At 49.2% G+C, this 23,890-nt stretch carries 14 protein-coding genes; 2 read left to right on the top strand and 12 right to left on the bottom strand.

Features of this window, described 5'->3' with window-relative positions; all coding sequences use genetic code 11:
- Positions 1-19: 19 nt before the first annotated feature.
- The 7 genes from Q4563_RS05215 to Q4563_RS05245 all read right to left on the bottom strand — a co-directional run bounded on the left by Q4563_RS05215 (position 20) and on the right by Q4563_RS05245 (position 14,986).
- A complete protein-coding gene (locus tag Q4563_RS05215; RefSeq protein WP_303603842.1) occupies positions 20-2,158 on the bottom strand; it encodes a glycoside hydrolase family 16 protein in 2,139 nt (712 codons plus the stop codon).
- Positions 2,159-2,754: 596 nt separating this feature from the next.
- Complete coding sequence (locus Q4563_RS05220) at positions 2,755-7,269, bottom strand: di-heme oxidoredictase family protein (RefSeq protein WP_303603843.1); 4,515 nt, start codon at positions 7,267-7,269, stop codon at positions 2,755-2,757.
- 554 nt (positions 7,270-7,823) lie between these two features.
- Complete coding sequence (locus Q4563_RS05225) at positions 7,824-8,519, bottom strand: DUF6445 family protein (RefSeq protein WP_215978176.1); 696 nt, start codon at positions 8,517-8,519, stop codon at positions 7,824-7,826.
- Between the two features lie 10 nt (positions 8,520-8,529).
- Positions 8,530-10,029: a tryptophan halogenase family protein gene (locus tag Q4563_RS05230; RefSeq protein WP_303603844.1), complete on the bottom strand. Its 1,500-nt coding sequence runs from the start codon at positions 10,027-10,029 to the stop codon at positions 8,530-8,532.
- A gap of 26 nt (positions 10,030-10,055) precedes the next feature.
- On the bottom strand, positions 10,056-11,045 hold the full coding sequence (locus Q4563_RS05235) for a cupin-like domain-containing protein (protein ID WP_303603845.1): 990 nt from the start codon (positions 11,043-11,045) through the stop codon (positions 10,056-10,058).
- Between the two features lie 16 nt (positions 11,046-11,061).
- On the bottom strand, positions 11,062-11,793 hold the full coding sequence (locus Q4563_RS05240; protein WP_303603846.1) for a SapC family protein: 732 nt from the start codon (positions 11,791-11,793) through the stop codon (positions 11,062-11,064).
- Between the two features lie 157 nt (positions 11,794-11,950).
- Positions 11,951-14,986: a TonB-dependent receptor gene (locus tag Q4563_RS05245; RefSeq protein ID WP_215978180.1), complete on the bottom strand. Its 3,036-nt coding sequence runs from the start codon at positions 14,984-14,986 to the stop codon at positions 11,951-11,953.
- Positions 14,987-15,478: 492 nt separating this feature from the next.
- Between Q4563_RS05245 and Q4563_RS05250 the strand changes: the two genes are divergently transcribed.
- Positions 15,479-16,696: a DUF3300 domain-containing protein gene (locus Q4563_RS05250; protein ID WP_303603847.1), complete on the top strand. Its 1,218-nt coding sequence runs from the start codon at positions 15,479-15,481 to the stop codon at positions 16,694-16,696.
- 15 nt (positions 16,697-16,711) lie between these two features.
- Here the strand turns inward: Q4563_RS05250 and Q4563_RS05255 are convergent, their stop codons facing one another.
- Both Q4563_RS05255 and Q4563_RS05260 read right to left on the bottom strand, forming a co-directional pair.
- The gene (locus Q4563_RS05255) at positions 16,712-18,208 is read right to left on the bottom strand and encodes a methyl-accepting chemotaxis protein (protein ID WP_215978182.1); all 1,497 of its coding nucleotides are present in this window, start codon (positions 18,206-18,208) and stop codon (positions 16,712-16,714) included.
- Positions 18,205-18,792, bottom strand: a complete 588-nt coding sequence (locus tag Q4563_RS05260) for an SCO family protein (protein ID WP_303603848.1) — start codon at positions 18,790-18,792, stop codon at positions 18,205-18,207. Before Q4563_RS05260 ends, Q4563_RS05255 begins: the two co-directional genes overlap by 4 nt.
- A gap of 385 nt (positions 18,793-19,177) precedes the next feature.
- Here Q4563_RS05260 and Q4563_RS05265 point away from each other — a divergent pair, with 385 nt between their 5' ends.
- Entirely contained in the window at positions 19,178-20,011 is an 834-nt protein-coding gene (locus tag Q4563_RS05265) for a methylated-DNA--[protein]-cysteine S-methyltransferase (RefSeq protein WP_303603849.1), read from the top strand.
- Here the strand turns inward: Q4563_RS05265 and Q4563_RS05270 are convergent.
- The 3 genes from Q4563_RS05270 to Q4563_RS05280 form a co-directional block, all read right to left on the bottom strand.
- Entirely contained in the window at positions 19,960-21,405 is a 1,446-nt protein-coding gene (locus Q4563_RS05270) for a mechanosensitive ion channel family protein (protein ID WP_303603850.1), read from the bottom strand. The two genes, Q4563_RS05265 and Q4563_RS05270, sit on opposite strands and share 52 nt — an antisense overlap.
- A gap of 128 nt (positions 21,406-21,533) precedes the next feature.
- Positions 21,534-21,740, bottom strand: coding sequence for a hypothetical protein (locus Q4563_RS05275; RefSeq protein WP_303603851.1), 207 nt, complete (start codon positions 21,738-21,740; stop codon positions 21,534-21,536).
- 207 nt (positions 21,741-21,947) lie between these two features.
- On the bottom strand, positions 21,948-23,873 hold the full coding sequence (locus Q4563_RS05280; protein WP_303603852.1) for a response regulator: 1,926 nt from the start codon (positions 23,871-23,873) through the stop codon (positions 21,948-21,950).
- Between the last annotated feature and the right edge of the window lie 17 nt (positions 23,874-23,890).

A 23,890-nucleotide genomic window follows, 5' to 3' on the forward strand; every position in this document is an offset into this window, starting at 1 on the left:
CGTTATTGCCCCCCCGAATTTACGGTGCGATATAACGAATGTTATCCAACTGCAGATGGACATTCGCTTGCGCTTCCCAAGTAGGGGAAATCACCAATGGAGTATTTACCCGGCTTAAATCCAGGCCGCCATTAACCAAGTCATTGATTGGCACCTCCACCGTCTGCCAGCCATCGGAGCCGACCATGCCTAACTCTATATCGCCGGAACTGCAGGGGTGCACACAGTCAACCCGGATAGCCACTTGACTTGCCAAACCGTAGTCCAATACCTGAACATCAAACACCAGACGACCGCCGGAAAATACGCTCATATCCTTTGGGCTGGTCGACTGAATAAAGGCTATACCACTGCCTCCCGCATTGCCAAATTGAACATCAATAACTTGCCCCCGGGCATTATCACTCGCCTCCACGATTGACGTTGAAACATGGTTCGCGGCAGTCTGATAAATACCAATACCAAAATCCCAGTTCACATTAATGGCATCGTCAAATACGGTATGCGGCGTTTCTATGGTACTGGATTGGCCGGCCAATATGGCCTGAGGCGCGCAGTCACCCAAACATTCATAAGCAATATTGTTTATTTTAATTTTAGCCGTCCCAGCGGCCAACTCTAAAACAAAGGGATTCACCACTGAATTCAGGTCGACCTGACCCGGCTCAATATTATTCGCCTGCAGCTCGCTCAAGCGCACAACCACGCGCGTCCACTCACCCACACTGGGTTCAATTTCTTTTTGGCTCACAGCGGGCCAACCACTATCCACCTTCACTAAAAATTGCGCGTCACCGGACTTTTCTTCAACCAACAAATCGAAGGCAATCTGCCCGATTTGGGCAAACTGAGACAGATTCACACCGCTGGCCAACCCATCTTCTTCCGAACTCTGATCTGCACTGAGAAAAATATTCGCCGCACCGGAAAACTCTGCGCTCCACACCGTATCACTGCCGGTATTAAAGGCCGGGTCAACCACCAGGTTACCAGCATTCGACTCATAGTAGCCTGGTGTTAGCGAACGCAGGGTGTCACTGCTGGGCGTCTCTAGGGTCAGTGTTGTGTCCCCATCCCTATAGAGCGAAAAACTCTTTATATCGGGGGCGGGAAAACCCGGCAGTCTTTCTATTTGGCTATCCAGCAAATCACTACAACCAGCGCCTGTTTCTGGATCGAGCGCACACTGATAAACACGCACATAATCGACCAGAAGTGTCTGCGGAAAGGACGTCGTATCATCCGGATCCTGCGGCCAATTACCGCCCACTGCCAAGTTAACAATTAAGTGGAAGTTTTGATCGAAAGGCGCCGCGCCTTCACCCAACTGATAGCCTGCACCAGAGTCGCTGGTGTAGTAGGTGTACCAGCCGTCGGATGTTTGTGTGGCATAATGAACGTCATCCACGAACCAGTGGATTTCCCCCTCCGACCACTCAACTGCATAAGTATGAAACTCTTGCCACACATCTGCAGGTGGCACATAAGAGGTGCCGGAGTATTGATTACCCGGCCACGCGCTGCCGTAGTGCAAGGTGCCGTGAACTTCGTTGCCGCCAGCGGCATTGGTATTCACGGCCTCCAATACATCAATTTCGCCACTGCGGGGCCAACCACCATAAACATTGTCGGTGGGCAGCATCCAAAAAGCCGGCCAAATGCCCTGCCCTTGCGGTAGCTTCGCGCGGATTTCCATTCGGCCGTACTTAAAATCGCCTTTGCCTTTGGTGCGCAGACGCGCCGAGGTGTAGTCGCGCTGAACGGAGGTATCATTGGGATCGTAGCTAGGCGAATCATCCCATTCACCCGGGCCCTGATAACTTTCTTCGCGCGCAACGATATGCAAGAAACCGTTGTCGAGATAGGCGTTCTCCTCGCGCGGCGTGTAGCACTGCAACTCATTGTTGCCACCGCCGGTGCAGTTAACCTCAAAGCTCCATTTGTTGGTGTCAATGCTCTCGCCTTCGAACTCATCACTCCACACTAGTGCCCAATTTTCATTCAAGGACTGTGAACTGGCAGAGGACGTGCTGCTAATGCTAGATGAGCTGATCGAGGAGCTCGATGGGGAGCCGACATCAGTCGTAGAACTACCTCCGCCACAAGCGGCCAAACCGGTTAGTATCAGTGGCAGCATTGCAAGTGACAATTTTCTCATGGATTTTGCCTCTTTATTGTATGGGCTAGTCTGAGCACGGGAGTTATCTTTGAGCTCCATTGGAGCTTTACATCCTCAAAACAAGCGGGGGAATAACATGATAAAAACGCTCTGAAGGCTTCTGATAAATTTGATACAAGTATGGCTTTTATTATGTAGGGCGGGTAAAAAAACCCCTCCCTGACGGGAGGGTAAGTTTCTATACGAAGAGCCAGAAATACTCACATATTCATTTGACTCAAAGCCGTGGCGACCTGACACGCCACCAGCTTGTGCGAATGTAAACCAGTCACCCGGTTGCCCATACATCCACCTTTGTAGTTTGACCTTAGTAAAAGCACTAATCGTCCCATTTTTCCAATGAATACAAAGATGGGATGCCCCAATAAAAGCGAGGCTCTGTAATCATAGGGCTTAAGGTTCCAACAATCTTGGGGTTCGCTTTATGTGCCGAAGTGTATCCGCAAGGTGGGACACCTGCCGTAAGCTACCCCTTAATTGTCGGTCGCACTATCGAAAATACGAGTTAAGCTGCTGCTTGGCCACAAACAAAAACGGCACCCGAAGGTGCCGCTAATTCCAATCAAGCTTATACTCTACAGTGATTCAATAAAACTCAGTAAATTACTGCGCGCATTGTTGGACAGTCCATCGTAGGCTTGCTTTGCCGCGAGCGCTTCACCACCGTGCCAACGAATCGCCTCGTCGATAGTGCGAGCACGGCCGTCGTGCAAAAAGTTTGCGTCGGGAACACACGTCTCATAACCGTCTAGGCCGAAACCGTCCCAGCCGATGCCACCCTCTACGCCACCGGTTACACAGGCGGATAGCCCCACACCCCAGAGCGGAGCTGTGCGCCATTCACTACCGGTCGCCTCGCCTTCACCTAGGTTATCGGCCAATCCCGGGCCCATGTCATGCAACAACATATCGGTGTAGGGGCGAATGGTTTGGTCGCGTAACTCGGCCAGTGGATGGTACTCACTGGTTTGGTGAGTGGGGGTATGACAATCCGCGCAACCGATTTGATCAAAGGTTTGTTCGCCATCGAGTACGGCTGGTTCATTGTAGTTGCGCTGCGGACGCACCCCTAACAGTGAGACATACTTAACCAAATTGTCCAAATGTTCATCAGCAAGCTCACTGCCTGCTGGAACACAGTCGTTTTGCGCCGATCCACAATCGGGGTTGGGTAACAGGCTTGTCATTACTCCCATATCGGTATTAAACGCCGCGGCCACCTGATGCTTAACACTAACCGCTGCCGCCTTATAGCCGAATCGGCCCAGTCGCGTAACGCCAGTTTCAGGATCCGCGATACGGTTAGCACGCCCGGAAATGCCATCGCCGTCGGCATCGTTGGGGTCTTCCAGTGCCAGGATAGCCGACTCTGGAATCGCCTCTAACAAACCCAGACCATTTAAGTTGGGCGCCAAACGAGCTGAAAAAGTCTCTGGTGTGCCATTGCTAAAGGTGTAGTTGGGTGAACGCAAACCGCCCGATTCTGTCCAAGACTGAATGGCTACATCACCTTCACCGCCCAGCCCACGTGGCTGTAAAACACGGCCGCGAGCTGCTTCAGGGTTGCCATTGGCATCGCCAATTTTAAACACCCAACGATCCAAAGATTCACCGATCTCGGCCACCGAAGCACGGCCATTGCGCACGTGGCAGTCGGAACAGCGCTCGTTAATATAATTGGGGCCGGCTTTGCCAACGGCGACACTGTTTACACCATTTTCCGCACTTTCATCGTGTACACCATCGACAAACGACGAGTGGTGGATATGACGCCCCAACACAAATGGCTGACCATTGTCATAGCCTAAGTTAGTCGCCATCTGCTGAAAGTGACCATCGGGCTCTGCCGTCATTTGCACGTGCAAGGTGGTATCACCACCCATACGTGCCCGCTCAGGCACAGGGATAGTGTCACGTTGTAAATAATTACCGCTGACAAACTCTACCTTATCGGTAACATCCCAAGGCACTATGCCCTCACCCACAATATACAGATACGTCGTGCCGTAATAATTGGCACGTCCGCGCGGCACACCCACATCGAGGAACTGGCTGATTTCAAACTCGAGTTTATCCCCCATTTGGATGGGCCGACCTTCACGGCAGTTCCAGTTCTCCTCTTTCCAGTAGTTCACATTATCACTGGTATTCATTACGCCATTGCCGCAATACTGAGCGAGGGTATGCAGCCCCTCATACCACCAGCGATTTTCAGCCTCGGTATCGGACAATTTAAATTCAGTGCGAACATTCATCCGTATGCTGTCGCCACCCTTGGCCACGTAATCGATAATTTCTATCGCTGCGGTACGATCTTCCCAGTAAAACGACAGGTAATGATCGTAGGCCTGAAAGTGGTTTTCTTTGGCGTGACGATCGCGAGCCCGATCGGAAAAACGAGTGATCAGGGCATCACCTCGATCAAAACTGATCACCGGCTCCAACGCAGTATTATTATCAAACAAAGGCGTTATTTGCGCACCGGGCGGCAAGGTAACGGGGCAACCGTTGGCGTCGACACTGACGCCCGCCGCAGTGTTGGGACATTGGTCATTGGCATCAACAACGCCATCGTTATCACTATCGCCCGGTGTTGGATCTGGATCAGGGCCCGGATCTGGATTTGAACCGGCTCCCACAGTGTAGCTTTCCCACGGTGAGTCGACAGCTCCGCCCAAGTTGGCATCCCAATAGGTAAAACTGTAATCCACTACATCGCCACTACTTAAACCGCTCGCGTTATAGGTATTGCGACCGCTGCCTTGCACCATAGCGACATTAATTTGACCGCCACCGTTAACACGGTAGTGCAAATCCGCCCAGTCAGCCGTGTTGAGATAAAATTCTAGGCTGCCCGCCGTCGGCTCGTTGACACCGGAATTACCATCAGTGTTCGTTATGGCGCAGCCATCGGCGTCGACCTGGGCTCCCGTAGCGGTAGCCGGGCACTGATCGATATTATCGGTAACGCCATCGCCGTCACTATCGACTACCACTTTTTCCAGATTAATCCAATTTAAGTTTAAGCCCGCCGCATCGATATTAATACGTACATTGGCATTGCCTGCGGCCACCTCTATATTACCCAGCACCAGACTTTGCCAGTTCTGCCAGCCACCGGTACTGCTCACCGAACTGCTGGATGTGTAGGCGCCATTGATGCCAACACTAAGTGCTCCACCATCATTTAACGCCGCTACGCGCGCCGTCACCTGATAGGTACCCGCCGCCAAATCTGTACTGTATTCAAGCCACTCACCGCTCTCGGTCCAACCTACGTTGTAGCCGCCATCGGTGTCAGTGGCCACCTCGATATCAACATCATCATTGCGATATTCGCTGCCGTTATTGCCGGCGCTACTGTCTAAAAAGTTGATGTAGTCTTCGGCTTGAATTTTCACGCTGTCGGTACTGCAACCGGTGGCGTTAACACTGGCACCTGCCTGCGTATTAGGGCAGGCATCGTCGCCATCCAACACACCATCATTGTCGGTGTCGGTCGCAGATACTTGGGCGCAGCCCGAACTATCAACCGCAGTGCCGGCCGGTGTTCCGGGGCAAGCATCGTTCTGGTTGGCAACGCCATCAGCGTCGTCATCGGCGGCACTGCCACCGCCTTGCCAAATAATGTCATCAATGGCTATCGAAAAGTTGGCACTGGGCATAGTGTCGCCGCTGAGCACCACAAAGGGATAAGCGAGAGATTGCAACGCCACCAATGCGCCGCGTAAATCGCTCACCGGTACAGTTGCCGTACCCCACTCGCCGTTACGCACTAAACCATACTGATTCACACCAGCGGGGAAGTCGATATAGTGCTCATTGGTATAGGTGTCTGTCACACCAATTCTAAAGGACACATCAGCGGGCGCCTTAATACGAAACGTTACTGTGCCGTCGGCAAAGTTACTCATATTCAAAGGCTGACGCGATTGAATGCCACCGCCAAACCACTGACCAGGCGCAGTGTAATCCCAACTAATCACATTATCGCCTTCATCTGCCGGCTCAGTGCCGCCGGTAAGGGAGCCAGTACTCCAAATATATATATCGGAACTGACACCCGGCTCAAGCTTGTTGTCGGTTGCGGTGTTATCGGTAAACACACCAAAAGTGCCCACTTCAGCCTGGGTGGTATCGCCCAGCGTCACCTCTCCCATGCCGTCGTATTCGTAGACACGTACGTAGTCGACGTACATTTTCGCTGGCAGTGGTGCGGTTACCTCGCTATTTTGCTGGGCATCGGTGAAGTTGCCACCTACAGCCATATTCATCAGCAAATAGAAAGGAGCCCGGAATTCGTCGGATTCATCGGTAATGGGCACTGGGTTATCGTACATATCGTATTCAACACCGTTATCAACCACCGCAAAACGCAACGATTGATCGGTCCAGTAAAGCCGATACGTGATAAAACGATCGTTCATCGGGGTTTGCGAGACATAGGCGTTATCTGTTTGCCAGGCCGACATGGCCGCACAAGTCGGATTGCCTTCTACGCAGGCATCGTCGGAGTAAAAAATGGCATTGCCACCGACAAAGCTATTTGGGGTCGCACCGGCGTGGAAATGGTCGATCTCGGTTTGGCGATGGCCCATTTCCATCATGTCGATTTCGCCCTTGGCGGGCCAGCTGGCGGTGGTGGTGCCCAGCAGCCAAAAAGCGGGCCACAGGCCTGTCTCTAGATTGGGCACCCGAATGCGAGTCTCGATCATACCGTACTGAATGGCGACCGCATTCTGGCTGTCGAGCTTGCCCGAGGTAAAGGCACTGCCCTCGACGTTCTCGGCGCGCGCTTCAAATACCAAAGCAGAATTGCCGGGCTCACCCGGAACCGCTTCAATAGAAACGTTATCAGCCTGATAATATTCCAGTTCTTGATTGCCCCAGCCGCACAAATTGGGGCCTAATTGACAGCCGTTACCTTCAACGACGTTCCAGTGATTGGTATTGATATTGTCAAAATTGTCTTCCCACAACAATTGACCAACTTGTTGCGCGTGGGATGTACTCACAGCCAAAGCCGTGGTGAGTGCGGCTGCGCCGACCATTAAAGGGCGGCAAACCGAATATCGGTTGCGTTTATTCATAGCGCTACTCCAGGGTTTGATTATTGTTAAAGTCCCATGGTATTTAATTTTTGTTGTGCTTTCTGAGCCTTGTCATACAAATGCGGCTCAATGTCCTTGAGCACAATACGCGGCTTAATACTAACCGGCTCATTACAACGCTCGGGTTAACATCTTGCCAACTTGATTCAAAGCAAGCACTACCGAGCGCACATTTTTCACGCACAGCTGCCTTGAATGATAAAAGTAGTGTTAAGAGGTCTTTTCGTCGTCCCGCTTTACTCACAATTTCCAACAGTTACACCGTTAAAACTGGGACTTCGCAGCGCCTTGGCTGGCGGGGGCTACAGCAAGGGTATCAGTTTGTAAAACTACCATTTTGTAGAAACGTCCCGCTTTCAATTCCACGGCACGTAATGAAATATTTAAATGGTGGTGATTTTTGCGCCAGAAAAATTATTCTAGTGGCGCCTGCTTTATTTAAATTCTATTGATCAGGCCGAGACAAGAGAACAGTTCACTAATGACTGAGTCAAACGTTTTAGTTCGCCACTAAATACTCTGAAACGATTCACTCAAGAGAAATCCACAAAAATATTTGCGGTTAGCCTACCGGTCAACGGACAATGGTTAATATCTGTCGCGGTATTTATAAGCCCTGAATGAAGAAGGTTACCCGGATACACCATCAATCGGTTAACCCTGTATTCAACTGAGGCGGTCATTTCAAATCGGTCATTCGAGCCGGCAATATATTCGTGGGCAGGCTCGGACTGTTTAAGCTCACCTCTTACCGACTCAATAAAGACAGATCTGTTGTCAGGCTTTACCCGTTCCACTCCACTCGCTTTGTGCCGAAAAAATCCTGTGCCGCCAAAGTCGCCATCTCCCAGATAATGCATAACCGCGAAATAGCGGGAAACATCAGAATCAAAATGAGGTAAGCGTTGCAAGGTCGACAACTCCGACGGCCTTTTAGTCACTAGAGAAAAGAATTGTTGATAACAGCGCCCCTGAGCGGTATCAGGCAGTGAGTAGACCGACTGTATTAAAGGTTGCAGAACACTTAATACCGCACTGCCATAACTGGAAGGAAGAACCGCTCTGCACCCCGGATACCCGCCCTGTGCCGGAGTAAACCGCGCATAGTCTTGTGCCACAACCCGAAGGCCATGAAGCGAATCGCCAAAGTCATCAATAACAATAACAGGGGTCTTACTCTGGCCAACCAGTAGAATATTTTCTACCAGCGGCTGTTTTATTTTTATCATATCCTATCAATCATTGCGCTGAATTGTGCGCGTCTTTCGACTGGCAGTAGTGATCGATAAACTGCTGATGCGTGGGCAACTTGGAAACCATAGTCGACTTTGACTGCCTGATACTAGCCAAAAAATCATTGAGCTCTTGGTCACTCATCACATCGGCAAAGCCGTGATACGATTTTGGCTCTACCCCCTGCCCCATCATTACTTGAATCCAAGATTCCTCACCAAACAGTTCATTGTTAACCTTAAATACTTTGGCCGAATCTGAAAACAAATCAATTTTTTGTTGCAGCGTGTCGGGAATTTGCATGTTCTTACAATAGCGCCAAAACTCAGTATCAGTTCGATTAGTCACTTTATAATGCAAAATAATAAAATCTCGAATTCTTTCCACATCGATTTTTGTCTGCCGGTTAAATTCGTCCACATCACTGGCATTAATGCCCATTGACGGAAATAACTGTATAAAACGTACCAGTGATTTTTGCACAAGATGTATGCTAGTGGACTCTAAAGGCTCTAAAAAGCCACTGGCCAGCCCTAGCGCCAGACAGTTTTTATGCCAATGCTTGCGACGAGTTCCGGTGCGAAACTTTATTTTTTTAGGTTGTGTTAAAGGCTCGCCTTCTAAGTTTGCCATTAGCACTTCTTGAGCTTGCTCATCGCTCCAAAATCGACTGGAATAAACCATGCCATTACCTACACGGCTTTGCAGTGGTATTCGCCACTGCCAACCCGCATCGTGGGCGATAGAGCGCGTATAGGGCAATGGATCCGACACCTTCGGCGTCTGCACGGCCAGCGCGCTGTCACAAGGCAACCAGTGAGACCAATCTTCAAAACCTGCATGCAGTGACTGTTCGATCAGCAACGCTCGAAAACCGGTGCAATCAATAAAAAAATCGCCGTCAATCACTTTGCCAGACTGTAAGGTCAGCGATTGTATATTACCGCTACTTTCATCCAAATTAACTTTTTCAATTTTTCCTTCTTGACGCTTAGCACCTAGCTTCTCGCTGAATTCGCGCAAATACTTAGCGTATAGGCCAGCGTCCATATGATAGGCATAATTCATTCTGGCGTTAGGGGCAATCGCAAACTTACCTTCATAGGCCGCTAACAGCTCGGCGCAGTAATCGGCGTAAGGGTAGTCGATACCGCGCGCTTTACCAGCCAACCAGAAATGCACAAAACTGCAAGCCCAACAATCTTTACCCGCATAGCCGAACGAGTGAATATACTTGTGGCCTTTTTCGCGCCAATTTTCAAAACTGATGCCCAACTTAAACGTACCGTTAACAGTTGCCATAAATTCTCGCTCGTCAATATCGAGAATATTATGAAATGTGGTCAACGGTGGAATGGTGGCTTCACCCACGCCGACGGTGGGGATATCGTCTGATTCAACCAAGACGACCTCAATTTTTTTGCCCAGCGTTTTCGCCATAACAGCGGCGGCCATCCAACCTGCGGTGCCGCCTCCGGCAATCACAACTTTTTTGATGGGGTTCATGGGTCACCTCTCAATAATTTTAAAATTTATTGTTTTAATTTTTGTGCGAAATTCATCCACGCTAAGCGCGCTGCTGGTTCATTATCGGGATCTAACATGCCTTGCAGCGCCTTGGGTATATTGTCAGTGGCCATAGCATTGTCAGAAAACACATAGTGCTCAAACATGGCTTTCCAACTGGCTTTTTCACGCGCATTCATACCACGCAAAGCCAGTATGGCGTGCTCCAATGCCAGATCGGGTACCCCCATATAATCGGCCGTTTGCTTCCACCAATAGTTAATCAGCATATTGATTGGCCCGCTGCTTTTAACTCTGTGCCACCACAACGGGGGAATATAAAGCGCATCACCCGGTTGCAATCGCGCCACCACACTGTGCTCAAGTGCGGTGGAGAATTTGGGAAATTTTTCGAGATCGGGCGCGTCAAAATTAACCATACTAATTGCCCGCCCCGAAGGCGTTCGATCCACTGGCCCTATGTATAGGTTAGTGACCTGCTCGGGAGGAAACAGTGTGAACTCCCGCTTACCAGAAACACAGCACGCAATGTTCATAGGGCTGTCAAAGTGGGCGGCAATGTCGGTTTCACCACCAATCCAAAAATTGGCCAAAGGCTGTGCGCCGGACATGACAATATCGTTTTTCTCGCGAAAACCCGGCAGCCATTTATCTATCCGAGTGGATCCAATATAACGCCCCTCAACGGCCTCTTGCAGGCTGTTCAGAACCTCATTTAAATGGGCACTGGCCCGATCGAATGTAAAGCCACTAAAATCGTCTAAATAGCCTATTCTGCCACCCGTCACACCGGCTTTGATTTGGTAAAAGGTAACGGGCAAATCGGACGAATATTGTTTTAAATATTGGATGAGACTGGCATCGGAAACCGTCGCCTCAGCCACGGCGGGCCAATGACTTACAAACCCTTTTAACACGACCGGGACGCTTAGGCCCGGCAGTTCCTCGGGCACTGTGCCCGGTTCTGTGTAGGGATGGTTTGCAACGGTGCTCATGGCGGTTTTTTAACCTTTAGCCTACAGCAGCCGTTTTTAGCGCGACCTTGCGCTCCATTAAGCTGCGCACTTTGTTAACCGAGGCGATGGCCATATAAATTGGCTCTAAATAGTAGCGCCGATGCAATTCAATTAACTTCTCATCGGGCAATTCGCGCAGACTTTTTTCGTTGATGGTGTAAAATCCCAGCAGCTGACCTTTGGTGCCATCATCCAAAGTAATATCCATGGTCACCTGCTCCAGCAAATTAAGTTCTTGCAGAGCTTTAAGAAATATTTCGTTATCCTGATGCCATACATGCAGTGTTTCCAGCATGCCTGAAATTCTGTCTAAATAGGGTGTAGCGGTACCCAGCTCATCAAATAATCGCTGTCCCACTTTTTCATTCACTTTGGGATGATCAAGATCAACGTTGATAAAACGATTGGGACCATCGCTTTGTTCATCTTTTTTCCTTCCGATGGAGAAAGGGCCGCGCTGAACCATTAAAGGAATGTATCCCGCGCTCCACCGTCCGTTATCGAGAAATATATTATCACCCTGCTCAAAGCCTAACAGCGTTACGGCCATAAACTGACCGGTTTGGCTGTCTTTTTGAAACAAGATGGGATAGTGCGCTTGTGCGTTGCGAAACTCGGCGGCAAAGGTTTGCGCCCACATGACGCCATCGCCAAGTTCAGTTGAATATTGATTGCTAACGTGTAAGTTGCGGTGTTCATCACTGTTGAGCATTACGGTTTTTGTCACATGACCACCTATTATTTTTTATTGCTATTGGTACGGTTGTTACCGCTTCGTTAATAAGCCAGAGAGCAAAAAGCCGGCCCAATAACTGCCGGCCTCCGGCACCAGCACTGGCCAAGACCTCACCAGTGCTGGTACTACACTCTACCCTAACTTTAACTTAGAAAGTATAGCGGGCCCCTAAGTTATAGCGAGCGTAACCTTGATAGTAACCCAACACTTGCTCGTAAGAGCGACCATAGTTGCGGCCACTTTCTTCGGTGACATTTATGCCTTCGACAAACACCGAAAGATTCTCGGTCACATCGTAACTGACATTAATATCGACCTGGCTGTACTCATCGACATAAATCGGGTTGTTGCCCGTACCCGATGCGCCCGAGGCCAAGAAAGCATCGCGCCAGTTATAGGCAATACGCGCCTGGAAGCCATGTTTTTCATAGAAGGCAACCAAGTTGGCGGTATCACTCACCCCCGGCAATGAGAACTGAGGATCACGCAGCAGCATGTCATCAAAGTTGGTGTCAACATCCACTAAGGTGTAGTTCGCCATAAAACCAAAGCCACTTTCACCGAAGGTGTGCTGAACCGCAAACTCCAAGCCATCCACGTTTACAACCTGATCCGAATTCGCCACCTCGGTGACTTCGACGGGCGTATTAGGATCTTCGCCTGGGATGCCGACGATCACTATATTGCCGCTGCCATCGATATAGGCTGTGTCTGGATCGGCATAGTTATCGTAAATATACTGGCGAATATCGACCACCGCATTGGGCGACAAGCCCGAATCAACGGCAGCCTGGAAGCGCTCACCCATGGCTGGGTGCGGTGTATTGTTCAGCGGGCCATCCTCAAAGACAACCTGCGTGCCAATAAAGTTTTCCACCTCTTTTTCAAAGTAGCCGACCGATACATAACTTGCGTCGGCAAAATACCATTCCGCCGAGATGTCGAAGTTATCCGCCTTATAGGGCTCTAAACCTGGAGAGCCTCTATCGGCTGTAGCACCGTTAATACGAAGACCTTCAGAGTATGAGGTGCCGCCGCGCAGATCCAGCCAATCGGGGCGCGCGATACTTTGCCCATACGAGGCGCGCAACACCACATCATCTACCACTTCTAAGCTAGCATCGATCGAGGGAAGCACAAAGTCGTATTCGCCACTGTCTGTCACTGCAACCGCATCCCCCACCGGACGCATCGTAAACTCGTTGGCGGATACCCAGGAAACCGGACCATACGCCTGCGCCGACGCAGGGGTTTCTACCTCGGTAGACTCATAACGCACACCGGCCAACAGGTTAAATGGCATAGCGGCTATATTCGTCTGCCAAGCAACCGACACATACGCACTGTCGGAACTTTCGCTAATGTCATTAAATTGGTCAGGAGCTTGCGCACAGTACCAAGTAGAACCATCGGGACAGTCAGCAGGCCCTTCGCCATCATCAAGGTTAGCGGCAGCAAAGTTGCGTACATCCTCAAAACTGAAGGAGTAGTACTGATCCAGCGGTATGGCATTGCTACCACCCAGAAATGCAATCTGCTCTTGTGTGGTTTCACCATAGGAGCCATCAAAACGATCCAAAATGGTTTCAGGAGTAAACCATTGCTCGTCTAGCATGCCCGGCTCACCTAAGCCGCCCCAGGCTTCACGCTGTACGTTACTGAAGGAAGAGCGGTAATCGCTCTCAGTACGCGCCACACCGAATTGTAATTTTAACTCATCTGTAAAGGCGTACTCACCGTCGAACTGAATTTGATCAATGTCTTGCTTCATACGGCTGTTACGGAAGTAACTACCCGATACTTGCATATCTTGCACACGCAGGTCACTGCCACCGGCACCGTCTAAAACATCCAAAATCAACACGGGCATGTCACCGGCGACATTAATGGTAGTGCGGTCACGCACATAGGCGGATACCGCCACGCCGACACTATTGCCGTATTCGTTATCGGGCGAGGCTTCTGCGCTTGAGCTGTGCGCATCTAACGATAGCTTCAGCTTATCGCTGACCTGCCACTCCAGATTTAAACCAACGGAGTTATTTTCATATTTTGCCGCCTGACGCCCCACACCCATCGGCAGGTCACCTGCGGTCATATCCTCTGAGTATAAAATTGGGGTTTGCACCGCTGGCGAGTCATAATCGGTAAAAATCGTGCTTTGTCCGCCGAAGTTAAACCAGCCGCCCACATCGTTGTAGGTAGAGGCAATGGTGTTTTCGCTGTAGGTGTAATCAAGCGTAGCGGTCAGTGCATCGGTAGGCGCAAACTGTAAGGTCAGCTGGCCGTTGGTGCGCTCGCGCTCAAATTCGGTAAATACATAACCCATTTGCTGCGGGGTTGAATAAATATCGTCCGCCGAGGGCTGGTTTTGGTGATTGCCATTAAAATCGATACCACCCCATTCCCAATCGACAGTTTCCTGACCGCCCCAATCCTGCACAACAGACCCTTGGAATGAGCGCCAACCGGTACCCACTTGAGCGGCAGCGGAGCCACCTTTACGCTCTTGATAACTACCGGTTACCGCAACACCTATTTTGCCATCGGCAAAGGTATTGCTGTAAATACCGGAGATCTCAGGGGTTAATGAGGAGTCCTGCGACGACTCATCGTAAACACCTTTAACACCAAAGGATGCGACCGCATCCGACTCCAGCGGTTTGGGCGTGACAATATTGATGGTGGCGCCCATACCGCCCGGAGGCGCATCGGCGCGAGTGGTTTTATACACCTCGACCGCGGACACCCCTTCGGAGGCGATGTTGGCAAAATCAAACGAACGCGACCCCGAGGCCACAGTTGACTCTAAGGTCGCACCAGGCATTTGGCGGCCATTGAGTAGAACCGTATTAAAATCTGGCCCTAAACCGCGCACCGTAACTTTGGAACCTTCCCCATCACGGCGATTAATCGATACGCCGGAGATACGCTGCAAAGACTCAGCAAGGTTTGTATCTGGGAACTTACCAATATCTTCGGCGGAGATGGCATCGACCACACCGTTGGCATCGCGCTTTAAGTCCATCGAACGCTGTAGGCTGGCACGAATGCCAGTCACAATGACTTCTTCTAGAAGGCTCTCTTCTTCTTGGGCATAGGATGCGTTGCCAAATCCGGCGACTGCTGTCGATGCAATCGCGGTGGCAATAAGCTTGCGCTTAAATGTCTGCTTAAAATTCATGTAGCTGATCCTCGAACCATTATTGTTATCTCAAGGCCGTGGCTAACCGACCTTACCGAGGTTAATACTGCCCTTTAGCATTTAACGCTTCGTCCCACTTTGGCTGTGAGCGATAACATGGCGAGTCTCACTTTCCCCCCAGTAAAGCGGGAAAATATTTCTGTTTATATTCAAAGACTTACAATAAAAACCCCAGATCACCCAAAGCCTTTAAATACAAAAAATGTAAAGCTTAAAAGCCACCCCCTTACTTCAATTCGTGCATTTATTGGCCCCCAAAGCTCTGGTAGCGCAATCATCCCACCTTGCAGCGACGCCTGTTTATTGAACTTCCCACGGCCTTAAACGATCACAGTAGATAGAGAAAAAATATAGTTGGTAACGGATATATACGGATTAATTACCAAGCTGGCGACTCATTCATTACAGGTTCAGGTTGACTTGCTACACTGATCCCCAGATAACACGAACTCCGCAGAGCGGGAGACGACCATGAAACTACTGCAATACATATTACTGAGCCTGAGCCTGATGAGCGCAACAAGTACGGCACTGGCACAAGACAGCCACTTTTCCGAGGAAAAGCGGCAACAGCTGCTCGCCCCGGTTGCACTCTACCCCGATACGGTTCTAACCCACCTATTGATTGCCGCCACCTACCCACTAGAAGTGGTGCAAGCTGATCGCTGGAGCAAAGCTCACAGCGATCTTGCAGGGCAAGAGGCGGTCGCCGCCGCGGCCGATAAGCCCTGGGACCCCAGCGTCAAAGCACTGTTGGCCTTTCCTGACTTACTCTCACGCATGAGTGAGGACTTACTATGGACTCAAGAATTGGGAGATGCGTTTCTAGCCAGCGAGTCGGATACACTTGACTCTATCCAGGCCCTGCGCCAAATGGCGATGGACAATGGCACATTAGAAGACATGGAACATCAGGAAGTGGTACGTGAGGATAAGCTGATCATTATCCAACCGGTGCGCCGTGAGGTAGTCTATATTCCCTACTACGACTCGCGCCATATATACGGCACTTGGTCGTGGGCCAGCAGCCCGCCGGTTTACTGGTCACACCCTGCTCGGTACCACAGTGGTTTTCATTGGGGCGTACACGCCTCGGTCAGTGATTGGTTCTACTTTGGTGGCTTCCATTGGGGCCAGCGCTCGGTCGTCATCAGCTACGATCGGCCTTACTATTACAGCCGTCATCGCCTTTATGGCTACCAAACGCGCAATACGGTTCGCTGGCAGCATGACCCGTATCACCGTCGCGGCGCACGCTATCAGCACGACAATATTCGTCACCACTACAGCAACCGGGGCCGTCCTGAAGTCAACCAGCAATTGCAGCACCATAGCAGCCGTTTACACGCCATTTACGGGCGCGGTAAAGACCGCTCGACTATCACCCGGAACACAACACGAAACGCTTCGCCACCAGTGCAGCGCAGCGACCGGGCCAGCCGAATTGGCAGCACTCAAAACCAGCGTACCGGTACCGTATCCACCAGCCCTTCACACAACAGCAGGGCGGTGCGCCGCGACACCTCACCCAATGCGCAGGCCACCAGCCGTACACGCACTGAAAGCCGCCAACAAAGTACTCGTCGCGAAACCCTGCAACGGACGAGCAACAATCGCCCAACCAGCCGCAGCACTACGCGTCAATCACCTTCACGCAACGATGGCGATCGCGGCGGCCGCTTGCGTTAACTCTTATTGCGGCCGCTATACTTGGTAGCGACCTATGGCGGCACGGTTTTCCGCGACTGTACCGCGCAGCGCTGCCGCGCGGCTCACCAGCTCCTCTGATACATTCGCCAGCTCACGTCCCTCGGAGTTAATCGTATTGGTACTACCGCCAATTTGTTCCATTACATGGCGCTGCTCTTCCAGCGCTTGAGCAATCGACTGCGATACTTGATTGACTTGCCGCGACTCGCCGGCGATTACCGTGAGCTTATCGCCCACCGATAGCACTTCATTGCTGCTCAGTTCCAGCTCTTGCTGACTGCGCCCCAAGGAAGACAAGGTTTGCGCCACGCTGTCGTTAAGGTGCTGAATTAAATCGCCTATTTCCGCCGCTGAGGTTTTGGATCGGGCAGCCAGTGTGCGAACTTCATCAGCCACGACAGCAAAACCACGCCCCGATTCGCCAGCCCGAGCCGCCTCAATGGCAGCATTCAGTGCCAGCAAATTAGTCTGTTCAGAAATGGCTGTAATACTGTCGGCAATCGAGCTAACGGCTAAGGTATCTTCATGCACACGACTCATGGAGCTGGCTACATTGGCCATCTCACTTTCCAGACCACGAATCGCGCTAACGATGCTGGTCATACTTTCGCTCGCGGCCGACACCTCCCCCTCAAGCTGCGCGGTTAAGTTGGCCGAATGATTACTGTTTTGCTCGACCGAACCAATACTGCCCAGCATATCTTTTGTTGCCTGTGCGATTTGTGAGGACTGGTCATACTGCACCGCGGTAAGCCGGCCAATATTAGAGCTAATATCATCCAGTGCATGGCTTAATGACTCGATATGATCGGCCCGCTGACGGAACCCAATAAATGTCTCCTGTAAACTGCCTATCAAGGTATTAATAGCCTTACCTGAATCGGTTGTTTCATAGCGACTTCGAGCCAATAAGTTGCGACTGGATGCAACCTCCTCAACCACATCGACAACAACCTGATCGACTTGTGTACGGCGCCGAAGCATCTCGGATAGCACCACCAACGCAGCGGCTTCAAAGCCTGCGAATACAGCATGTAAGAAGGTGATACTCCAGGAACACTCAACAGCGAAAGCCAGCAATGGCATATCACCTAAATGAACTCCACTTAACTGCAAAGCTGTAAAACTTAAATGGTGTACTGCAACCGTCAACAATGCCGCCACAATAGGCTTCCAATCTTCATACACCAGAAAAACCGCCATCATCGCAAAAATATGAAAGTGCATTTCCAACATGCCCAACTGGGACTGAATCAATAGCCCAGAAAAACTCATCATTAAAATGGCGAAAGCAACAGAAGCCAACCAGTGGCCCCGCAAGGTTACAAAGCAGAGAATCGCTATAGTCGCCAACACTAACGAGCCAATAATGCTAAATAGAAACAGCCCCGCCCCCATTGCACCTGACAACCACAATATGGGGACTTGTACCAACAACATTATTAACACAGCTTTATCTTTGCGAATTTGGACATTAGCTGCAGTCTTCATATGGACCTCGGATTTATACTTGATAGTGATTGGACGTCTAGTTGAGAGATAAGGCGATCATGGAGAGCTGGCCAGCTAAGATTCGCGCTTGAAAAAAAATCCACGATAATTCCCTGTCGATTCAGCAAATAAACATTTCCACGATGATTGGCAATATCAGGGGCTCTATCACCCAGTTCAAAACGTAGGCGGCTTAATTGTTTATCAGCAAGTTGCACCGACTCAATACCAAGGGAATCGACAAAACGGCGACGACGCTCCACCGTATCGTGCGTGGCGTCTAACGTTACAAATAGTATTTGTAACAGCTGCGGGTCTCGATGACGGGCAACTGTCGCCAGCTCCGCCAACGTAGCGGGGCAAATCGAATCACAGGACAGATAGCCGAGAAAAAGTAGTGTGAATGGAGCTTGACTCGAAGCTAGCGAACTTCGATCGCCGTCAATATTAATCCAGGAAAAAGGTGTTATCGTTAACAAAGGCTTAATTGCCCAGAGAGAAGCCAACCATAAACACAACGGCAGCCCAATGACGGTCAGCGCCAATACGCTAACTTTGACAAACAAACGGTAAGGCAAAGCCACCGCGAACAACCTCTCTATGCTGCACGGCAACCTTTCAGTTTAAGATCGCCCCACAATAGAACCAACATAGCGTACCAAAGCACAAATAAAGCCTCGTTTGGCACACAATAATAAAAGAGCCTGACTATATTGCCCAATTATAGTGCACAACACAGTAATGCACACCACCTAGTCGAGGCTTGTCACCTCATCTGCGCAGGATAATTTCACTTAAGTCGTCGCTAATGCTTAAATATCGCTATAGAAACGAACCGGCCAGTATCGTCGCCCTATCCAAGCGCTTATACCTGCACTAAAACGGCCGTGAATGACACTGTCAGCAGGATAATTAGGAGCAACCTCAGCCCCATAAAGTTACTGATAAGCCGCCAATCAGAGACCCCCTATGAAGCGCAATGCAGACACAAGGATAGATCAAGCCTCTGCCTCCACTCTGGGAGAGAGGGCAGATGTGTACTCATACCCTCAATTTCGCCCCTGTTCGAAATGGGTTGGCATTAGCCCGAAAGAAGGTATCAAGCTCTATACGCCGAGTAGCGCAAATAGTTCACTGACAAGAAATAACATAACCCAAGAACAGATAGCATGCCCCTCTAAAAGGTCTAGTTGCGGAAGGCGGCGTGGCTCGTTAGTCAGTATTGAGGTCTTGCGCCCATTGAACCACAAGCGCATCGGTGCTGAGCTCACCATCCACTACCAGTTCTTTGATACGCTATTCGGTGAAATGATGGCGGCCAGCACACATAGAGGGGTTTGCTTTGCTCAGTACTTTGCCAAACGCTCCACGGCGCTGACAGCTCTAAACGCTTTTTTTCCACAAGCTACTGTTGTTGCTTCGTCCTCACAACACTTAGTAGCCTTACAACAATATCTTCAAAACCAATTACTGCCTGAGAGCAAAGTAAAGCTACATCTTATCGCTACACCTTTTCAACTTAATGTCTGGCAAGCTCTGCTTAAAATCCCCCTCGGTCAGTTAGCCACATATTCAGACATCGCAGAAATGATAGGTCAGCCAAAATCTGCTCGAGCTGTGGGCTCTGCCATCGGGAAAAATCCCATCGCCTTAATAATTCCTTGTCATCGTGTAATAAAAGCCAACGGCGACCTAGGGCAATACCGTTGGGGCAAAGCTCGCAAAGCAGCTATTATAAACTGGGAGGCCACTCACTCTTCTGGCGCTTGGCGCGGGGAGCCTTGCTGGTCTTCTGCCCCATGACTTCCCTGCGTGGCGTGATCAATGGTGAATTTAGCCGATGTAGCCTCGCCTTGTTTATTTTCACCAAAATAAAGTGTTTGATGCGGAAACGGAATCTCAATATTGCGCTTATCAAACGCATATTTCATACGGCGGTTAAATTCTCGGCCAACCTCCCATTGATGTATGGGTTTGGTTTTAATACGTGCCTTAATCATAACCGCACTGTCGGCGAAGGCATTGACCCCCAGAATTTCCAGCGGCTCCAGAATGTATTGACTATAGTAATCATCAGCTATCAACTCTGAACTGATGTCATTTAACACCGCGCAAACTTCATCTGTATTTTCACGGTAGGCCACGCCGATATCAAACAAGTAATAGCTGAAGATTTTAGTGAAATTTTTCACCACTGTAATTTCGCTGCAGGGAACGGTGTACACACAGCCATCCAAGTCTCGCAATTGAATTTTTCGCAACGTGATTTTCTCTACAATGCCGGTTCGCTCACCCACAGTAATCACATCGCCCACATTGACCAAATCTTCAAGAACGATAATAAACCCATTCAAAACATCCTTAATCAAGGCTTGAGCGGCAAAGCCGACCGCAATACCAATCACACCCGCGCTGGCCAAAATAGGGGTGACATTAACCCCCATTTCCGAGATAAGGGTAATAGCGAACAATAAAATCATGACGCCGTAAATAATATTCCTAACAATAGGAATTAGGGTATTAATTCGAGCGCTGTCTTTAATGGCCAAACGATGAAAGTAGCTTTCAATGGCTGCCGATACCAACTCAAAAACAATTAGCAACACAACAAAGGCTAAAGAAAAATTGACCGCCTGAGCCAGCCATCCCGTTATTGTATCGGCCAAGACTAACTCGGCATCCCCTCCCCACCAAATTACAAATAGCGTTAACGCGCAAAGTAATACTACCACCACATGAATCATGGCACTCAACACACGGCGGTATAGCTTTAAGCGCTTTCGATTAAACCGCAACTTGTGATCGTTGCTGATAACTTTCTTATAGATTTTTTTACTACCCGCCGCCACTAACATTATAACCACACCGGTAATGATTAATACGATAGCCGTGGCAACGCCTTTAGCGGCCCAAGAGGCCGAGAAACCTAGTGCTTCTAACCAGCTGTTAATCTGCGCTTCCCAAGAGATGGCGATTTCATTGACATCGATAACCTGATCGAGATGTAGACTCAATGCCGGCTCGTTCGATTCAGAGCTTTCATTAGGCGAGCACGAATCGCCTTGGCATGCAGACGATGCGCTGCTACTTTGCGCCGAAGATTCAGATGTCGATAAAAGATCAAGTGCGGTTTGCGAGAAGCCAACATTAAAACAGCCCAGCAAAATAATGGCGATTAAATAGCGACAAATCGGCATAGAACAGCACCCTCATTTTTGGAAAGTCATTTTGTTTATACGAAGAAAAACGGCAGACCATAATAATTGGCCTGCCGTTTTGAGTTAACCTTTAGGCTCAGGAATTAATTCACGGGCCTCTTTACGGATTAACAATTTTCGCCGGAAACCTCTTCACAAGCATCTTCAGCAGAATCGCCAATAGAATCAGCTGCATCTTCTGCGGCATCACGAGTTGACTCGGCGGCCTGATCCAATTTTTGACCCACTTCCTCGGCAGCACCATCGTTGTTGTCACAAGCGGCTAAAGGCAGGGCGATTACCAGCATTAAGGCAAAGCGTTTCATTAAATCCATAAAATCCTCCAAGTCATTCAATTTATATAAGACACTTAACCTATTGCTCAAATCGTGCCAAAACTTGTTGGACCTACCAATAAAACCATAAGCCATTGAATATATTGATTTTTTTATTTTATCGAGAAGGTATGTGAGAAATTAATAATAAAAAACTCGCATTACTTCTGAGGCAGACAAGCATAATGGTGAAAACAGTTGAAAATATTACAGAGCCTTCAAATCTTGCAGGCTAACCGGTTTTAATAAGCTTGCTGATATTCCAGCTGCTTGCAATTCTTCACGGTCACGAGCCTCACCACTAAGCAGTATGATTTCAAGGTCTGGCTTAAAGGATGTGACTTTTTCAGCAACCTGAAACCCACTAATATCGGGAAGATTTAAATCGGTCAATAGCAAATCGACGTTATTGTCTTGGACGACTTGCACTGCTTGCTCTCCGCACTCTGCCGTTAAGACACGCCAACCAATCAACTCTAATAAGCTAGCAGTGGCCTTTAGGGCATCCCTATCATCATCCACAACAGCAATTGTACGAGTACCAACCACCTGCGCTGACAGTGATTGTGCAGGTAAAAATTTAGCTAGATTTTGATAAAGCTGCAACCGATCCACAGGTTTACTAATGTAACCGGTGAAACCAGACTTCAGGCACTTATCCATATCGCCTTTCATATGCGCTGCAGTTAAGGCGATCACCGGTTGCTGAAAGCCCTTCTCCCGCATTTTGGCAACCGCATTATGACCATCTAGGACTGGCATATGAATATCCATTAACACCAAGTCTATACGACCTACACTGGATTGAGCATCCAGCTCCATGGCTTTTACAGCCTCTTGTCCATTGCGAGCATAAATAACATCCGCCCCACACTGGCGGACAAAGTGTCCAATTAAACTTCGAATATCGGGTAAATCATCCACCACTAAGACACGTCCACTCAGCTTTGGAATATCTGAGCTCAGTGCTCTATGTTCGACACTCTCTAGAGAGAAATCACAAAGTTCATCGAAGTTCTCGGCATCAATCTCAATTGAAAAAGAGAATTCACTGCCCTCGCCAGGCTCACTACTCACGGCTATACTTCCGCCAAGTCGCTGTGTTAGCTGCTGACTAATCGCCAACCCCAAACCAGTTCCCGCCCTAGGCTCAGCGTAAGAGTTCTTTGCTTGTACAAACGGATGGAAAATATCTTTCGCGACATCTTCCTGAATACCTACACCAGTATCCTTCACCGTAAAGGATAACCAATTTCTCATGTCGTGCTGATAAGCTGATACTGTCAAAGACACTTGCCCGTAATCGGTAAATTTTATGGCATTGCCTAATAAATTCAACAAAATTTGACGCAGGCGGGTTGGATCAGTACGAACTTTTCGTGGTATCGGATTTGGACACTCAATATTAATATCCAAAGATTTATCAACGGCGGCGCCGTGCATTAAAAAATAAATATCGGTTAAAAAAGAAGATAAGAATACATCTTTGTATTCTAACTCAAGTTTTCCAGCTTCAATTTTTGACAAATCAAGAATATCATTCAACAAACCCAGCAAATGCTTGCCGTTTCTATGCACAACCTTCAAGTGTCCTAAAGATTCAGAATCGTACTGATTGTTCATTAACAGTTCAGTAAAGCCTAAAATTGCCGATAATGGGGTGCGAAGCTCATGGCTTAGATGAGCTAGAAATTCACTTTTAGAACGATTCTCAGCCTCAGCCTTCATTCGCTCAACACGCTCTTTTTCCATATCACGGCGAGACAGTGCATAACGGATAGAGCGAGCAAGTTGCTCAGAGGAAAGATTTTCTTTAACTAAATAATCAACGGCGCCAGCCTCAAGGGCTTTCATGTCAATTTCGCTTTGATGCATTCCAGTTAATAAAATAACTGGCCCGCTAAAGCCGCACTTATGAGCCTCAGCCAACAACTCAATACCGTCATTGGCACCAAGCTGGTAATCCATTAAACAAAGGTCATGACGATTAAGTGATAATATTCGCCTCCCTTCATCAAAGCTAGACGCCCATTCAATTCGATAATGACCAGAAGAGATATCTTCTAGTAAATCGCGAGTAAGTAGAAAATCATCCTCGTCGTCATCAACAATTAACAGGTCTATTTTATCCATGAACTTCTTGATTACTT

The organism is Gilvimarinus sp. 1_MG-2023, from assembly GCF_030548285.1.

Bases quoted from the DNA above. Each gene is read 5' to 3' on its own strand.
- Q4563_RS05265 (WP_303603849.1), top strand. From the start codon at position 19,178: ATGAAGCGCAATGCAGACACAAGGATAGATCAAGCCTCTGCCTCCACT.
- Q4563_RS05245 (WP_215978180.1), bottom strand. From the start codon at position 14,986: ATGAATTTTAAGCAGACATTTAAGCGCAAGCTTATTGCCACCGCGATT.
- Q4563_RS05255 (WP_215978182.1), bottom strand. From the start codon at position 18,208: ATGAAGACTGCAGCTAATGTCCAAATTCGCAAAGATAAAGCTGTGTTA.
- Q4563_RS05225 (WP_215978176.1), bottom strand. From the start codon at position 8,519: ATGATAAAAATAAAACAGCCGCTGGTAGAAAATATTCTACTGGTTGGC.
- Q4563_RS05280 (WP_303603852.1), bottom strand. From the start codon at position 23,873: ATGGATAAAATAGACCTGTTAATTGTTGATGACGACGAGGATGATTTT.
- Q4563_RS05215 (WP_303603842.1), bottom strand. From the start codon at position 2,158: ATGAGAAAATTGTCACTTGCAATGCTGCCACTGATACTAACCGGTTTG.
- Q4563_RS05220 (WP_303603843.1), bottom strand. From the start codon at position 7,269: ATGAATAAACGCAACCGATATTCGGTTTGCCGCCCTTTAATGGTCGGC.
- Q4563_RS05250 (WP_303603847.1), top strand. From the start codon at position 15,479: ATGAAACTACTGCAATACATATTACTGAGCCTGAGCCTGATGAGCGCA.
- Q4563_RS05270 (WP_303603850.1), bottom strand. From the start codon at position 21,405: ATGCCGATTTGTCGCTATTTAATCGCCATTATTTTGCTGGGCTGTTTT.
- Q4563_RS05230 (WP_303603844.1), bottom strand. From the start codon at position 10,029: ATGAACCCCATCAAAAAAGTTGTGATTGCCGGAGGCGGCACCGCAGGT.
- Q4563_RS05235 (WP_303603845.1), bottom strand. From the start codon at position 11,045: ATGAGCACCGTTGCAAACCATCCCTACACAGAACCGGGCACAGTGCCC.
- Q4563_RS05275 (WP_303603851.1), bottom strand. From the start codon at position 21,740: ATGGATTTAATGAAACGCTTTGCCTTAATGCTGGTAATCGCCCTGCCT.